Source organism: Paenibacillus sp. FSL K6-2859 (assembly GCF_038008265.1).
Lineage (GTDB): Bacteria > Bacillota > Bacilli > Paenibacillales > Paenibacillaceae > Paenibacillus_AQ > Paenibacillus_AQ nitricinens.
Genome location: NZ_JBBOYU010000001.1, coordinates 2643330 through 2660083, shown reverse-complemented (window position 1 = coordinate 2660083; position 16754 = coordinate 2643330). Strand labels below are relative to the sequence as shown.

The 16754-nt window shown below is 41.2% G+C and carries 14 protein-coding genes; 2 read left to right on the top strand and 12 right to left on the bottom strand.

Annotated features, from left to right (window positions below; genetic code table 11):
* Nucleotides 1-69: 69 nt before the first annotated feature.
* The 9 genes from MHB64_RS11530 to MHB64_RS11490 form a co-directional block, all read right to left on the bottom strand.
* Nucleotides 70-444 (bottom strand): DoxX family protein, encoded by a 375-nt coding sequence (locus tag MHB64_RS11530; RefSeq protein WP_280786831.1) that lies wholly within the window; start codon nucleotides 442-444, stop codon nucleotides 70-72.
* 246 nt (nucleotides 445-690) lie between these two features.
* The gene (locus MHB64_RS11525) at nucleotides 691-1122 is read right to left on the bottom strand and encodes an RrF2 family transcriptional regulator (RefSeq protein ID WP_094870164.1); all 432 of its coding nucleotides are present in this window, start codon (nucleotides 1120-1122) and stop codon (nucleotides 691-693) included.
* Nucleotides 1123-1249: 127 nt separating this feature from the next.
* Nucleotides 1250-1678, bottom strand: a complete 429-nt coding sequence (locus MHB64_RS11520) for a hypothetical protein (protein WP_341134458.1) — start codon at nucleotides 1676-1678, stop codon at nucleotides 1250-1252.
* 124 nt (nucleotides 1679-1802) lie between these two features.
* Nucleotides 1803-3146 (bottom strand): glycoside hydrolase family 30 protein, encoded by a 1344-nt coding sequence (locus MHB64_RS11515; protein WP_341134457.1) that lies wholly within the window; start codon nucleotides 3144-3146, stop codon nucleotides 1803-1805.
* A gap of 86 nt (nucleotides 3147-3232) precedes the next feature.
* Nucleotides 3233-4870 carry a sugar ABC transporter substrate-binding protein gene (locus tag MHB64_RS11510; RefSeq protein WP_341134456.1) on the bottom strand — a complete coding sequence of 546 codons (1638 nt, stop codon included), beginning with the start codon at nucleotides 4868-4870 and terminating at the stop codon, nucleotides 3233-3235.
* A gap of 116 nt (nucleotides 4871-4986) precedes the next feature.
* Nucleotides 4987-5874 carry a carbohydrate ABC transporter permease gene (locus MHB64_RS11505; RefSeq protein WP_094870168.1) on the bottom strand — a complete coding sequence of 296 codons (888 nt, stop codon included), beginning with the start codon at nucleotides 5872-5874 and terminating at the stop codon, nucleotides 4987-4989.
* A 14-nt stretch (nucleotides 5875-5888) separates the two neighbouring features.
* On the bottom strand, nucleotides 5889-6830 hold the full coding sequence (locus MHB64_RS11500; RefSeq protein WP_094870184.1) for an ABC transporter permease: 942 nt from the start codon (nucleotides 6828-6830) through the stop codon (nucleotides 5889-5891).
* 178 nt (nucleotides 6831-7008) lie between these two features.
* Complete coding sequence (locus MHB64_RS11495; RefSeq protein WP_094870169.1) at nucleotides 7009-8019, bottom strand: LacI family DNA-binding transcriptional regulator; 1011 nt, start codon at nucleotides 8017-8019, stop codon at nucleotides 7009-7011.
* A 127-nt stretch (nucleotides 8020-8146) separates the two neighbouring features.
* Nucleotides 8147-8434 carry an ArsR/SmtB family transcription factor gene (locus MHB64_RS11490; RefSeq protein WP_094870170.1) on the bottom strand — a complete coding sequence of 96 codons (288 nt, stop codon included), beginning with the start codon at nucleotides 8432-8434 and terminating at the stop codon, nucleotides 8147-8149.
* Between the two features lie 215 nt (nucleotides 8435-8649).
* Here MHB64_RS11490 and MHB64_RS33895 point away from each other — a divergent pair, with 215 nt between their 5' ends.
* Complete coding sequence (locus MHB64_RS33895) at nucleotides 8650-8784, top strand: alpha-L-arabinofuranosidase C-terminal domain-containing protein (RefSeq protein WP_373455880.1); 135 nt, start codon at nucleotides 8650-8652, stop codon at nucleotides 8782-8784.
* Nucleotides 8785-8815: 31 nt separating this feature from the next.
* Here the strand turns inward: MHB64_RS33895 and MHB64_RS11480 are convergent, their stop codons facing one another.
* From MHB64_RS11480 to MHB64_RS11470, 3 genes are all read right to left on the bottom strand, one after another.
* Complete coding sequence (locus MHB64_RS11480; RefSeq protein ID WP_341134455.1) at nucleotides 8816-11197, bottom strand: alpha-L-arabinofuranosidase C-terminal domain-containing protein; 2382 nt, start codon at nucleotides 11195-11197, stop codon at nucleotides 8816-8818.
* A 196-nt stretch (nucleotides 11198-11393) separates the two neighbouring features.
* Nucleotides 11394-12299, bottom strand: coding sequence for a hypothetical protein (locus tag MHB64_RS11475; protein ID WP_094870172.1), 906 nt, complete (start codon nucleotides 12297-12299; stop codon nucleotides 11394-11396).
* 208 nt (nucleotides 12300-12507) lie between these two features.
* Nucleotides 12508-13329 (bottom strand): AraC family transcriptional regulator, encoded by an 822-nt coding sequence (locus MHB64_RS11470; RefSeq protein WP_341134454.1) that lies wholly within the window; start codon nucleotides 13327-13329, stop codon nucleotides 12508-12510.
* Between the two features lie 116 nt (nucleotides 13330-13445).
* Here MHB64_RS11470 and MHB64_RS11465 point away from each other — a divergent pair, with 116 nt between their 5' ends.
* Nucleotides 13446-16559, top strand: a complete 3114-nt coding sequence (locus MHB64_RS11465) for a glycoside hydrolase family 2 TIM barrel-domain containing protein (RefSeq protein ID WP_341134453.1) — start codon at nucleotides 13446-13448, stop codon at nucleotides 16557-16559.
* The last annotated feature ends 195 nt before the right edge of the window (nucleotides 16560-16754 follow it).

The window sequence follows — 16754 nt, the reverse complement described above, 5'->3', positions numbered from 1 at the left end:
AAAACATAAATGGCAGTCCAGATGCTGAAATTCAGCTCTGAACTGCCATTTTTATTTTGCGAGTATAAATTAATTAAACCCTGGAAAATCAGCTAAATCAGAGAAGCGAATGAAAAATACGATAACAGCTAATACACCGAGCAGGATAATTGGAAACGTATGTTTAAACGAATCCTGTTCACGAATATGAACCAGAACTCCGCCAATGGCCGTAACACCAAGTAAAAGCGCACCTGCCGCTGCCCAGCTAGGCTCCCAGTAGCCAACAACCAAAGCTGCTGCGGCGACAAGCTCAACGAGTCCTGTTACTACGCGAAACCACTGTGGTAACCGCCATTTGTTAAAGTTATCCACGTGCATCGATGAACCCGCTACCTTTCCCAACCCTGCCATAACGAAAGCAAGTACCAACAAGCTTTGCAATACGATGGATACAATATTCATGATCATCACTCCCAATACCTTTATTTGCAACTAAGACAAGCACATATTAAAGTAAAAGAACTCCTTGCTAAAAGACAGTGGATACTTTCAATAATCCTCATCGTTCACTCCCCCTTGTTACTATATGTGCTCACCTCAAGCACAATACCTCTAAAAATAAAGTTACAGTGGAAACTGCAACTCTGATAAGCACATTATAGTAGCCGGAGAAACCATTGACTAGCACTTTTTTTATGCATTAAATCCTTAAGAAAAGAAATCTACCCGTTCCATCACATTAGTAATCGTATATTGACGTAAATACTCAATGGTTCGTTGTTCGGTCTCTTGGAGAATTCTCTCTAGTTCGACATCGAGCAAAGCACTTGCTCCACACGCCAGATCCACTTCTGGCTCCTCAATCGTACTACTTACTGCCTCATAAATTTCGCCCAGTGTAACCTCATCCGCAGATTTTCGGAGAACGTACCCACCCTCACGTCCACCTTTGGACTCTACGATTCCCGCAGTTGCCAATGACTGCATCACTCTACGCATAAAGGTCGCGTGTGAATTGACTTGGCTTGCAATCATTGCACTAGATAAAATGCTTCCGCTTTTAGCCAGCCAAACAATTGAATGTACCGCTATTTTAAAACGGGGAGGTCCGATGTTCACTCCGCGATTAGCTGTACTCATGCCCCATCTCCCCTTTCAACTGCAATTATATAAAGCACATTATAGAGTAAAACAAGGGGTGGAGCAAACCAAAAAGGACACCTCCCGAAGGAATATGCCCTGTAATATTTGGCGTTTCTATGATTTATTATTCAAAATCCGCAAATCGAAAACTTTGCTTATGCTTACGTTTATTATGATCATTCCACGAGAGAACGACTTCCAACTCTTTAGCCCCATTTTTTATAAAAAAATGACTAAAGTTCACCGTCTCATTGGGTCTCATATCATCGCTGAATGGATCTATTAAGATGATTTGCTCCTGATTAGGATCCTGCACTGGTCGGTACAACTCAAACGTTACATCTTTGGCATCTTCACTTAAGTTAGTGACTAATAGCTCGTAGCTCTTATATTTTTCCGGTTGTGGCGAAGGCAGTTTACTTTTATGAAGCTCCATCGCCCATTTGGGTGTTTCACGCTTTGCAGGCAACACATTTTTAACAGCAAAAATACTAGAGCCACCAGTAATCATCAAACACAGAACTAGCAGCGTTAGCACAAAATTTCTATTCAATGCTCATGTCTCCTCGCTATAGGGATACATTTAAGATTCACGAACACTGATTTTTTATGCGTATTTTCGCAAAAAAAAAAGCGCCCGAAGCGAGATTCGAGCACTTTAGAGATACATTTTTCAATTATTTTATTAAAATAGATAAGGCGCTTTTAGAAGCCAAACGGAACGATAGATCATCCTTGCCCTGCAATTTCACAGCTACATTCTCGTCCTTTTCACTATCGTTGAACAGAACAACCGCTATAGAATCATCTGTATTCTTAAAAGCTACGGAACGGATCACTTCTTGATTAGAGGAAGCGTCAATACGTACAGCCTTCGGACGAATAAATTTGCTGAAATGTGCAAGTGCATAGTAGTCGAGCGTATACGTAAGTTCTTTAGTCTCTTGGTTGACCGTTACAATACCCCGACAAGTGCTTTTGCCAAAGCCCGGCACCGTTGGACCGTTCTTCTCATCTAAGGCCATATTCCACAAGACGAAGGATTTACTATGATTTCTGAGAATATCAATTCCTGTTCTCATAACATTCGAGAAAGCTTGTTCAAACGGAGGAATCCATTCCCCACCGGAACCTTCTGTGAAATGCACTTCTTTATCCGCGAAAGCTTTCAGAACCTCTGACTGTGCTGACGCATTCCCTCCATACCAGTGCCAGGCAACACCGTCCACTTCATCTTTCGCATAATCGAGCACTGTGAGTGGATAATCCGGACGATCCCAGTTGTGATCATAGCAGAGAATTTTTGTATGGAGGTTGTGTTTCACAAAGCTAGGCTTCAGATAATTTTTAATGAAATCTCTTTGCGCCTCAGGCAGCATTAACATACTTGGATAGTGCTTGGGTTCAAAAAGAGGCTCGTTCTGCGGGGTTACCGCATAAGTTGGCAGACCGTGCTCTTCAAAAGCTTGAATGTATCGTACAAAATAATCGGCATAAGCCTGGTAATGTTCATGTTTAAGTTCACCGGCGATCATAGATCCGCTGGTCTTCATCCAGCCTGGTGCACTCCAAGGTGAAGCCATCAGCTTGATCTCAGGATTAAGTTCCAGCGCTCGTTGTAACAAAGGGATAATATCAGCTTCATCATGTGCGATGGAGAAATGAGTTAATTCTGTGTCGGTTTCCTGAGCAGGCATATCGTCATAGCTATAAATATCTCTAGCATAATCGGATGCGCCCATTGGATTTCTTAATACAGACAAGCCAATTCCATCTTGGGAATCAAAAAGCTTGCTCATGACCTCTTTTTTCTGCTCATTGTCAAGGACTTGGTTAATCAAATATGCGGATGAATCCGTAAAGGATGCCCCAAACCCATCCATTTCCTGAAAGGTTTGATTCTCGTCAAGGTTTACAGTAGTAACAGACTCATCTGAAGCGATCGGAGTCAATTGCTCTAGCGTCTGCTCTATGAACAATTCATTTTCCCCTGTAGATTGGTAAATTTTAAGCTTTGTCATGTTGTTTCCCTCCACTTTTCTATATATCTTATTTGGGTTCTGTAATGAAGAGGCCCCATTAAAGGGGCCATGCTCCACAATCCTGCTTATTTAAGACCTAGTTTTTCTTTGTTGTTCTTCATTTTTTCAGAACGAACTTCTACGATCTTATCCCAGTTGTTTTCGTTCAAGAAGGTTTTGTAAGCAGCCAAAGTACTTTCAAAAGTTGCTTCATCCTTTGAACGAATCAAACTTACAAGCGTAGTATTCCAAGTAGCATCAATTGCAGTTAGACTGCGCGCTTCAGGCGTTCCTTGAGCAGGGTTGATATTTTCTAGAATGAAGTGAGGTTTCATCTTTCCTTTGCCCCATTCTTGCATTTGTTTGATCGACTCTGCGAATGCATCATTACTCAATGCTTTATCACGGTCATGTCCGAAGAACATAAATTCGCCCATCCGGTAATCTTTTTTAAATTTATCTGCATTATTCAATTGAAGATCTTTGATTTCAGGCAAGAATTCAATTTTACCAGCATCGTTAACTTTATAGGTCTCTCCTTCAATACCGTAGTTCATAAGCTTCTGTCCTTCTTCACTTAGCAAATACGTGTAGACTTGAATGGCTTTAGCAGGGTCTTTAGCCTTTTTAGTAATGAAACTGATCATCCAGCCTGTAATTCCTGATTGATTTAATGTTGGTTCATGACCAACCGTGCTTTGCGGTCCATCAATAGCGATATATTCTTTGCCTGGATTTCCAGTCATGAAGATTTGCAGGTTACCACTTTGTTGAGGCGTTCCATCAAGTAGCAATGTAGCGTATTTGCCTGATTTTAATTTTTCTTCAAAGCCTGTGCCGTCATCAGCAAAACTGTCATCACTGATGTCACCATTTCTGTAGACTTCATTTAACGTTTTCAACCAAGTCAAGTAATCCTCATCCAGGTTACGGTTGTAGAATTCACCATTTTCAGTTTCCAGCGGTACACCGATAAAGTCCTGTAGTACATCTCCCAAAGAACCCGTACCTGTACCAATGGAGTTAAAACCAAAAGGAATCATTGCTGGAAACTGCTTTTTGATTTGTTGCATAACGCTCTTGAATTCTTCTGGAGTACCCATCGTTGGTTTTCCAATGGCTTCATAAACATCCTTACGGATGATAAATGCCGTTTTTGCAGGAATGTTACCGCTGTCATAATCGTTCTGAGTATTTGAATAGTTAGGATAGCCATAAGTCTTGCCATCTGCTTGCTGGAACCAATTCATAGTATCTTTTTCTGAAACTTTATTGAAATAAGGATCATATTTATCCGCCAGATCATTCAAAGGCAGCGCCCATGTGGAGGCTTTTTGTACCACCGGAGAGTTAGAATCAAATACAGTCAGCAAGTCCGGCATTTCGCCACCGGCAAAAATAGTATTTAACTTCGTGTCGTCCCCAGTAATAAATTTAATATTGATGTTTAAATCCTCTTTAATTTTCTTTGTAACAAGATCCTTACCAAAATCAGTATTCCACCAGTCTGCATTCACGTACCAAGTAAGATCTGTAATCTCTTTTTTTGTATCCAGCTTCCATGCCGGTGTTTCCGGATCTATCGTATAGCGACCTTCAATGGAGCTCAATTCTTTGCTGGAGTTATCAGAGCTCCCCTTCGATCCACAACCCGTAAATACCAGTACAACAGCCATAAGCGCTGTACAAAGCTTGAGTCCTTTTTTCCCAAATGCTTTATTCATCCTTGTTTCCCCCTAAAAAGTTTTGTAAGTAACGGAAGTGCAGATCTGATTGGGCTAGCTACACTTCCGATGGACACTTCGTCACCAATGCGTTCTATGAAATCCCTCCTAACTTTCTATTCTTTCACCGCCCCCATCATCATTCCCGAAATAAAGTACCTCTGTAATATTGGATACATCACAACAATCGGCAAAGTTGTAATGACAATTGTTGCTAGTTGAACCCCTTTAGTCGTAGTTTCGATAATGGCAGATCCACCGACATTTTGCATGGATTGCGTTTGCGACTGCACGATAATTTCATAGAGTTTCATTTGCAGCGGATAGAGTGCTTGATCGGTAATATATAACTTGGTGGTCATGAAGTCATTCCATTGCCCTACCCCGTTGAATAACGCAATCGTAGCCATAGCTGGCATGGAAAGAGGGATAAAGATTTTCAGGAAAATACGCCAGTCACCTGCACCATCGATTTTGGCTGACTCTTCAAGTGAATCCGGAACGTTTCTGAAGAAATTCATTAAAATAACTACATCATAGTAACTGAACAAGGCCGGGATAATATAAACCCAAAAGCTATTCAATAGACCCAGTGACTTAATCAATAAATACGTGGGGATCATACCACCCGAGAAGAACATGGTGATTACACCCATGGCAACGTACAGCTTGCGGCCACGTATGTATTTTTTACTCAAACCATAACCAATCATCGCGCAAAAGAATACGTGGGTAATGACACCGATGAAAGTTTTGGCAAGCGAGACCAGGAACGCTAGTCCAATCGTCTCATCTTTTAATACAGCCCGATAATTTTCTAAGGAGAACTCCGGAGACCAAAATATAAATCCGCCTTCCGCGAGCGCCTTGCCTGAACTTAAAGATGAGATGACCACATTCCATAAAGGTACAACGATAATTACAGTACAAATACAGAGTAAAATAATATTTATGGTATTAAAGATTCGACTGTCGAGATCTTCTTTAGCTACCGTACGATTCACAGAAATGCCTCCTTCTACAGAACTGATTGATTATCATTTAATTTGCTGGATACTTTGTTGGCACTAATCAATAGGATAACTGATACGATGGAGACACCTAAACCAACAGCGGTTGCATAAGAGAAGTCACCTTGCGTCATACCCATACGATACACATAAGAATTGATTACTTCTGCTTTTTCACGGTTCTGTGAATTCATCAAGACCAAGGTTTGATCTAAATTCGATCCTAATAAACCGCTTACAGTCAGAATCAGATTTAAACTGATAATCGGTTTCATGTTAGGGAGGGTAATATTCCAAATTTGTCTCATACGACTGGCCCCATCTATTTTTGCAGCTTCATAATAAGTAGGGTCAATTTTCGACATGATCGCTAGGTATAAAATCGTTCCCCAGCCCGCCTCTTTCCAAATATCCGATAAGGTTGCAATCCACCAATACTTGTTCGCATCAAGCAAGATATTTACCGGTTTCGAAATGATTCCCAAATTGAGCAGGATTTCATTAATCATACCGGAGGAAGAGAACCAAGCAATCAGCATCCCGCCCAGAACAATCCAGGACAAAAAGTGAGGTAAATAAGAGATCGTTTGTACTATTTTTTTGAAACGTCCACCGCTTAATTCATAAATCATGACGGATAAAATAATAGGAATAACAAATCCTATGGCTAATTTCAGAAAGCTGATCCCTAATGTATTGACTACAGCGTCCCAAAAGTATTTATCTGATAAAATAATTCTAAAATTATCGAGCCCTACCCATGGGGCCGAATCGAGCGTATCAATTACGGTGTAGCTTTTAAAAGCAATTGTTAATCCATAAATCGGAATAAAACAAAAGATAATCATAAAAATAATTCCTGGAATGATCATGGACTGGATTTCCCATTGTCTCTTATAATCAATCACGAACTCTTTGACCCTCTGTCCCATAGGCTTCTTACTGTTCATTGGATTCTTCCCGTTCACTGGCACTACGGCTAATTTATCCACGTTTTTCTTCTCCCCTCCAAATCATGATCCCCAAAACAATAAAAACGTTTTTATTTCTTTTTAAAAAAAACCTCCTAAAAGCAATAAAATTATAAAAAAATGATCGGATACTATCTTGTTGCCCTTCTTGAAAGCGTTAGTACCGATCAATCTTCACTTGAGTAGAACCACGTACAATTAGCTCACCCGGCAATTTCATCATTTCGCCCTGTTCCTTCTTCTGAATCATGCGAACCAGGTGATTTATGGATAGAATACCTTGTCTGGCAATTTGATTTCTTACCGTCGTTAATGGCGGTGAGAAATACTGCGCGATATCAATATCGTCAAACCCCATTACACTTATATCTAACGGAACTTCATATCCATGCGATTTCAAAGCTTGAATACATCCAATGGCACTCAAATCATTCCCCGCTAAAAAAGCATCAGGCATTTTTTCAGGACTTAAATGAACTAGAGACTTTATAGCGTTATAGGTGCTCTCTTCCTCAAAATATCCTTGTATAATATACTCTTCGTTCGTCGGAAGCTGATATTGACGCAAGGCGGCCAAGTATCCTTCTTTCCGCTGAACACTGTCATACATCTCATCTACACCAGATATGTAAGCAATTTTCTTGTGTCCCAGACTGATTAAATATTTTGTTGCTTCGTAAGCAGATTCAAACGAATTAAAAATCACACTTCCCATCGTTTCATTCTGAAGTGGTCGATCCAGAAACACAGCCTTGATCTTGTCTTTCACCATTGCAGCAATTTCTTCTTCATCTATTCTCAGCTCTTCGTAGATAATGACACCATCCACACGTCGGCCTAGAATATTGCTCATAATGACTTGTTTATCCTTTGTAACAAATACATTTAATCCATAACCTAACCGATCACATTCACGAGACATGGACTCCACCAGCTTATAGAAGTATGGGCCTGCTACACTTGTCGTGAAAAAACCTAGCATTTTAGTTTTTCCGTTCCTTAGGAGCTTGCCATTTAGGTTTGGAACATAATTTAATTGCTTCGCGATCTTAAGCACATGTGATTTGGTCTCCGGATTTAATACATCAACGTCATTTAGTGCGTTAGAAACTGTAGAAATGGACACTCCAGCCTCTCTTGCAACGTCTTTGATGGTTACCTTTTCCATAATGATTCAATCTTCCTTTACAAATAAAAACGTTTTTATAGATTTAAATTATCATAAAACCGTTTTCATTACAATATGTTTTTTTGTTTTTATAAATTATCTATTTCCCATCATTCATAATATCCGATTAGCAGATTCCCCGAGATCCTGATAATTTAATCTGCAGGCAGTTCGTAGACAGGGAGCAGTACTTATAAGTCCCTCCATCTACACGTCTCATTTTAGAGCTAATCAGACCTGCCTTTTGCAGCTTGGCAACATGTGTGCTAACCATAGCACTACTTAGATAGAGCTCGGCAGCCAGTTCTTTAATATGCATCTCTTTTCGGTCCAGTAGTTCGATAATCCTTAGCCTGACTTCACTTGCTAATGCTTCGTAGACCCGAAGCGATTCTGTATCTGTATTTAAGTGCATTTTATGGTCTCCTATGTCTTTGAATTAGTATTTTAAAGAATTCTAACTATGTATTCTCAAAACTATTTCTTAGTTAACAATAATATTAATTATTAATTTAACAAGCGAGATATGTATTGATGCAGTATAGCTGTTACCTGTGATTATATTCAAGCTAAAAAAAAGAGCAAGTAGAAAATTAATCTTTCGCTGGACGATTGGAAGATGCGCTGGTCGTGGGCTGCTGTCTCACTACATTACTAGAACATGCAGACCGTGTAAAGATGGTTTGCATTCCCCAGCTTATTAATAATATTGCACCTGTCATTAGTGTAGCCGACCACCATAAACGCCCCCTTGAATCTCTGTAATTCTAAGATTCAAAAGGGGCGCTTTTAGTTTTTATTTTATTCTAAAAATCGTTACGGATTGCTTCGGAAACTCATAAAAAAAGCAACTGCCCACTGTCGTAAAGTTTTTTTGCTTCGGGGAGACAAGCTCTTTATTCTCGAAATCATTTTCATCCTCAAGCTGGTATCCCGACAGTTCATATCCTTCGACGGACAAGTCCTTTTTTGCCAACTCTTTTAATATAATCTCAGCAGAAACGCTATTCTCTTGTACATTCACTGTCTTAAGTATGATATCCCCTGTGCAATCCTCCACACTTGCTGTGTAATACAGCGGTTCGATGACCGGAAGTTTATCCTCTGTTTCATTGATCAACTCTCCGTTAATGTATGTATGAATATGTCTGCCTGATACTTTTAGCTTTAGATCATATTCTACGTCTGTTTCAACAGTAAACATCGAATGTGTCAGAACAGAGTTTCTTCCGTTAATGATGGAGGCGACAATCGAATCCTGATTCTGCCAGCCACCCAGCTCCCAGTACAAATGATTCTGATCATCCGCTTTGCCAAAATAGAACTTAAATCCTTTATTCCCTGCGGTTCGTGTAGCCTTAAAATTCAAGGAATAGCTCTCCCACTCCGTCTCTCCAAGCTCTAATATATGTTTAGCCGTTCCATTCTGATCGGGGTCAAGCAGATTCGATACTTCTTCCGATAGATCAGAAAATGTCTTGTATTCTCCTGTGACATTGTTGACAAGATGGATTTCGGAGAAACGAGCAGCGGATGCATCGACGCCCAAGCTAATGGCTCCTGTGATTGCTTCAATTTTGCGTTCCTCAGGTACTGTGAAGCCGTTCGCTTTTATTTCTAGAAGCTGATCTCCCTGATGATTCATGAATAGCTTTTGAACATAGTAGTTCGCAGTTCCGTACACTTCATGATTATTAAACCAGATTAGATCCGGCTTCCAGTTGATATAATCCACATTGCAGAGCATAGGCGCATAACATGCCAAGCCAACCGCATGAGCGTTGTTCTGAAGTCCCGTCATAAAAGCCGCTTCCACCAACGCGTTATAATAGGTATTGCCCCATGAAGCATATTCACCTAAGAACACTTTCGGTTCGTCAGCCTTAAAGTCATCATAACGATGATGATTCGCCAGGAACCATTCTGGTGTACAGTAGTAATGCTCATCTACGAGATCAGACTTATTCTCTTTTGCCGATGTCCAGCCCCGATCATATTCTTTACCTGCAGAGAATGGACCGCTCGAATTAATGACTTTAATATCCGGATATTTCTCTTTTATGGCTTGATGAAAGTATGGATATCTCTCGAAAAAAGGTGCACCTACCTCCTCATTGCCGATACCGATATACTCTAGGTTAAAAGGCTCTGGATGACCCAGCCTCGCACGTATACTTCCCCACTCCGATGAAATGTCCCCATTAGCAAATTCAATCAAATCCAGTGCATCCTCAACCCAGGGCGTTAATTCATCCAGTGGGACCAATCGTTTATGATGCGGATCGTAGCCGCCCGGAAGAACGGGAATCGGCTTAGCTCCAATATCCTCACAGAACTGAAAATATTCAAAGTAACCTAACCCAAGCGTCTGATTATAGGACCAGTTATTCCGCCTTGCCGGTCTTTGTGCAACATCCCCAATTGTATTTTTCCATCTGTACATAGAATCTCTGTCATCTGGATTTAAGGAACCGTCATGTACCAGACAACCACCCGGAAACCGCATGAATTTAGGCTTTAAGCCGGCGAGTAACAGTGAAATATCTTCACGCATGCCCCCTGGTCTGTTCATAAAGGTCTTCTCCGGAAATAGAGAAACCATGTCCAGATATACCCTCCCGCTCCCTTTGGTAACGATTACAAGACGTGAACTAGTATCCGTAGTCTTAGACTTAATAACTGCTTCGTATCGAGTCCATTCGGAGTGATTCACAGCTATTTCCGCTTCACCATGAATGATGCCATTTGTACTTTCGATGGTTACAGTAAGGGGGACATCAAAGCTTGTCTCGCGACGAGCATAAATGGAGAACTTATAGTTCTCGCCTTCTTTTACCGGAATACCACGATTGAATCCCAGATTCATCAACCCAACGCCGTCACCTTCAGCCACAATATCAATAGCTACATAATGTGGATTACGATCATTCAAGGGCTCGCTATCTTCCACGGTGATTACGGATTTCCCCTCCCCACGTACTACAGGCTCCCAAGCCATTAACGCATGATAATCGGCCCGATCAATCGGATCAAATTCAAAGGATCGATTCTGAACTAGCTCAGCATAAAGACCACCATCTGCCGCATGATTTAAATCCTCAAAGAAGATTCCAAATAAATCACCTAATGCTGCACCACGCTTCTGTGTATGTATTGTCAGAGTTCCTTCTGTCTTCATTCTTTCATCACTCCCTTGTAATATTCAGTTTAGTTTATATTTATATTACTTAGTTCATATTCATATGAATTATTATAGTGAGTTCACTTCACATTCGTCAATTCAGATGCTTTGAATGTATATCAAAAAAACCGATATCGTATGAGAATCCATACAACATCGGTCTTTATAACACAGGTCCATTTATAATACTCATTTATTTGGCAGTCATTTGCCCTACTAAGAACTCAACAAAATCAGTTGATTTGTTCTTATCTCCACCTTCTCCAAACACCCCGATAATCATCTTCCGTGAATGAATTGGAAGATCTGTAGCAAATTTCGTATCTGTGATATCTACGCCAGTGATCCATTCTTCACCGTTCTCCGTATTTTTTATACGTTTCAAACGAATATCATCTAAAGGAAGTCCCGCTGATTTAACAAACGGCTCCAGATTTTTAAGTCCCTGCTGTTGTCCAATCCAATCAAAAGTAGCATCATCCAAAATGAGGATATCAGGTCTTTCCGCTGCCAGCATCGCCATTGCGCGCTGAATATAAGTCATGTCTAATGTTCCTCCACCCGTTCCACCTGTTGAGGGAAGGTACACTACATCCGTCTTTACCCGCTTCCAAGTCGGATAGCGATTGACTATCTCTTGTTTAAGCTCTTCATCCTTACCTGATGGATCTTGGGATTCATAATTGCCTAAGAACATGATATGTACATCCACTGGCGGGAGTGAAGCTTCATATTTTTTGGCTTGATATTGATTATAAAGAGCGTTACCTCCAAAGATTAGCACTAACAGCACAATGATAGATACAAAAGTATGGACTTTGTATAGCCTAAAAAAATTCTCTGATTTACGCGCTATGCCGGAAAATGCTCCCCATTTCTCTAGCCGCTTGTCCTCTGCCTCCTGAATTTCCTGCTGATCCAAGCCGTCTAGGATCGTTTTGAAAGCAAGAAATTCTTCTTCATAGGCTGTAGCCTCAGTTTCTGAGGAATTTGATTTACGGCGTTTCAAGTGCAAATCAAACTTTTTATTCAGTTCCTCCCGGCTAATGTCTACAGGCAAGTCCAAACGTTCATATGCCTCTTTTAACTTCTCATTCAAATTGATGACTCCTTCCTGATGCTTAACTAAATATCTGATCGTAAATTTGGTTCTATGTATTGAATTTGATTGAACATACACATATTGCAAAAAAATGAGCGGATTCGTGAAAAATACAACATATGAACTCAATTAAACTATATCATGGAGTGCTAGACGCTAACAAGTAAGCGTTTATCATAGGGCTTAGAGGCATTCTCTATTGCCCTTAGTCCAAACCATGCAGCTGTTTAAATTGCTCTGGACTCATTCCAGTCAACCGCTTAAACACTAGACAAAAATAACTGGCATTTTCGAAGCCCACTAACTGAGCAATCTCATACATTTTTTTATCTCGTTCATTGGACATTAGTTGTTTACTCAAGTTTATACGTTGCTTGTTGATATAGGTTACAGGTCGATCATGAATTGTTTTTTGAAAAAGCCTACATAAATACTGTGGCGACACTGTAATAACCTCCGCAAGTTCCTTTAATGGGAGGGTCCTATGAAGATTCCTTTCTATATGTCGCAACACCGGTTTAATTCGCTCCAATTCAAGAGCCTCGTTTAAAGGAGAAACTAGGTTACTTTTTAAATCCAGTAGCAGCGCGTATAATTGTTTGGATCGTTCCAGATTCGTTTCCAAATCATTGTTATCTGACAAGTTGAGCATTTCTTTTAAAGGATTTAGCCATTTATCCTCCTTCAACCTAGCAGGGCCTGATTCGCGAATTCCTGCGTACAGCAGCATTTGACCGGCCTCTCTACCATTGAATGAAATCCATGACAGCTTCCACTTACTGCTGATTGGCGCATACGAATGCGTAATATTCGGGAACAAAAAGAAAACATCCCCTGAGCCGACAATATATCGTTTCTCCTGAATGATAAGCTCGCCTTTGCCTTCATGAATCTGATGCATTTGATAGTCCGGAAATCCGGTAGGACGTAAGGTTTCTGCCTGATGCTCCCAAAATCCAATGGTTGTAGCATACAGCGGCAGCATATTCGTCTCTTCCGTTTGGCAAAAGATTATTTTGCTCTCCATCTGATCACTCGTTTCATATTTTGTTATATTTGATGAAAAATCTTTTATATCTCTTACCATTACTCCAATCTATAATATGAATATAATAACATCACTATTATAAAGGAGATTTACTCATGCGAGCAAAATTTGTTTACCAGCCTCCTGCAAACGGTTATCCAGAATGGAATAATAATCCGGAGATCTTCGAATTAAATCGCTTGGATGCACATGCTTCCATGATCCCATATAGCAATCTAACGCAAGCCCTGGTGGGAGATAAAGAAGCCTCTCCATACTACAAAACGCTTAATGGTATTTGGAAGTTCTCTTTTTCTGAAACACCGGATCTACGAGTCGTGGATTTCTATAAAGCTCATTTCGATTGCAGCAATTGGGCTACGATTCCTGTACCTTCTCACTGGCAGTTCCATGGCTATGATTACCCGCAATATACGAATGTGCGCTATCCTTGGGCGGAATCCGAACCTGATCTCAAGCCACCTTTTGCTCCGACAAAATATAATCCCGTGGGCTCGTACATCAGAACCTTTACTGTACCAGAATCTTGGAACGGTCAGCCTGTATACCTTAGCTTTCAGGGGGTTGAATCCGCTTTCTATGTGTGGGTAAACGGAGAACGGGTCGGATACTGTGAAGACACCTTTACGCCTTCGGAGTTCGATATTACCCCTTATCTAGTTACTGGTGATAATAAACTAGCTGTCGAGGTCTATCGCTGGTGTGATGCCAGTTGGCTGGAGGATCAAGATTTTTGGCGGCTTAGCGGTATTTTTCGGGAGGTCTATCTGTACACGGCCCCTTCTGTCCATGTTGCTGATTTTTTCGTTAAAACCGAGCTGGATGAGGATTTCGTTCATGCGGATTTAAACGTAGACATCAAAATGGAGAAATACTTTGATCAGAAGCTAAGCCCTTATACACTCCAAATGCAGCTATACAATAAAGAGGATCAGCCTGTATGGGAGGCACCAGTATCTACAGTTACTTCCATGGATCAAGAGGGCGTTCATCATTTCAAGCTTTCTGAGCATGTAAAAGATCCTTATAAGTGGAGTGCTGAGACACCGTATCTGTATACATTGGTTCTCTCCATTATTGACGATAAAGGAAACACTATTGAAACGGTCAGCTGTAAGGTCGGATTCCGCACCTTTGAGATCAAAGACGGACTTATGAAGATCAACGGCAAAAGAATTGTACTTAAAGGCGTTAACCGGCACGAGTTCTCTTGTGACACAGGACGTGCGCTATCCAAAGACGACATGATCCGAGATATCCAACTGATGAAAACACATAATATTAACGCGGTTCGGACCTCTCACTACCCGAATCAGTCTATTTGGTATGAGCTTTGTGATGAATACGGACTTTACGTTATCGATGAAACCAATCTGGAGACGCACGGCACTTGGCAGTACGGGCAACAAGGAATACATGAGGGAAATGTACCTGCCAGCAAACCGGAATGGCGGGCCAATGTGATTGACCGTTGCGACTCCATGATGCAAAGAGATAAGAACCATCCTTCGGTTATCATCTGGTCACTGGGGAATGAGTCCTACGGTGGTGATAATTTTATCGCCATGCATGACTATCTCAGAGAAGCGGACCCAACACGGCCTGTTCATTATGAAGGGATCTTCCATTGCAGAGAGTCGGAAGCAGCTAGTGATATAGAGTCGACTATGTATGCTAAACCGCACGATGTTGAAAAATATGCGCTGAGTCATCCTCAGAAGCCTTATATCATCTGCGAATACAGTCATGCTATGGGCAATTCCTGCGGTGGGCTACACCTATACACGGACTTGTTTGACAAGTACGATATTTTTCAAGGTGCATTTATTTGGGATTGGGTGGATCAGGCTATCCGAACCAAAACATCCGAAGGTGTCCCCTATTTAGCATATGGCGGTGACTTTGGTGAGTCGCCACATGATGGAAACTTTAGCGGAAACGGATTACTTTTTGCCGATCGTTCGGTTACTCCAAAGCTATTTGAGGTCAAAAAATGCTATCAAAATATTAAAGTAACTGCTTTAAATATCCGTGAAGGTCTCTTTCAGATTCATAATAACTTTTTATTTACCGACATTAAACAGTACGAACTTAAATGGGAAGTTACTTTAGACGGAGTAGCTGCGCAAGAGGGTTTGCTGCAAATCTCTGCTGTACCAGGAGAAATCGTTGAATGCACCATCCCTTATGAACTGATTTCACATAAAGGCGATCACGAAGCTATTCTAAATCTCTCCTTCATTCAGCGTTCAGAAACTTCTTGGTCTGATGCTGACCACGAAATCGCTTGGGAACAGTTTATTCTGTCCCCGCGTATCGTGACAAAGGCTCCAAAAACAACGGATGGAACGTTACATGTGCAGGAACATGAAGATGCATTGAGCGTACAGGGTGAGAATTTCACTCTAAACTTTAATAAAGCAACTGGTGAGCTAAACTCATACCATGCTGCCGGTAAAGAACATCTGCTTGAGCCCGTAAGACCTAACTTCTGGAGAGCAGTCACGGATAATGATCTTGGCAATGGATTGCCAAAGCGCTGTGCAGTGTGGAAGCAGGCTTCTAATGAGCGGAATCTGTTGAGCATGGTTTATAGAACCGAAGGAAATCTCTGTTTCGTTTCCACCACTTACCTTCTGCCAACGAATCCGTATTCCACCCTTCTGGTTCAGTATGAGATTCGCCCTGACGGATCTATAGAGTTCCTGCAAGAACTGAATCCGGGTAGCAGTGATCTGCCAGAAATTCCTGAGTTCGGAATGATGTTCGTGCTTGCTGGAAGACTCGATACCCTGTCATGGTACGGCCGTGGACCCCATGAGAATTATTGGGATAGACAGACTGGAGCACCACTGGGCCGTTATTCTGGCAAAGTCAGTGACCAGTTCGTCCCTTACCTCAGACCGCAGGAGTGTGGTAATAAGACTGATGTGAGATTTGCTTCAATAACGGAAGCCAACGATGGTTCAGGACTTTATTTTGATAGCGCCATCCCTATGGAGATTAATGCCCTGCCTTGGATGCCTGACGAGCTGGAAGCAAGTGATCATGTGTATAAATTGCCTCTCTCGAACAAAAGCGTGCTGAGAGTGAACTACAAGCAAATGGGTGTTGGCGGTGACGACAGTTGGGGCGCACGGACACATGAAGAGTTTACTCTACCAGCTAATCGCCCATATGCATTCCGTTTCACCCTCTCTCTTCTTTAATCTCATCTATTAAAAAAGGCCGTCTCTGGTTGGTTTCTACCAAACAAGACGGCCTTGTTCTATTTATTTCAATCCCACGACAGAGTTTTGCGTGCTCCTCAATACCTCCTTAGCCTTATCAATCTTTTCTCTGGCTACCAACTCCATTAACAATAGATTGTACAAATCAAATCGCCATAATGTGTTTTGTCCATT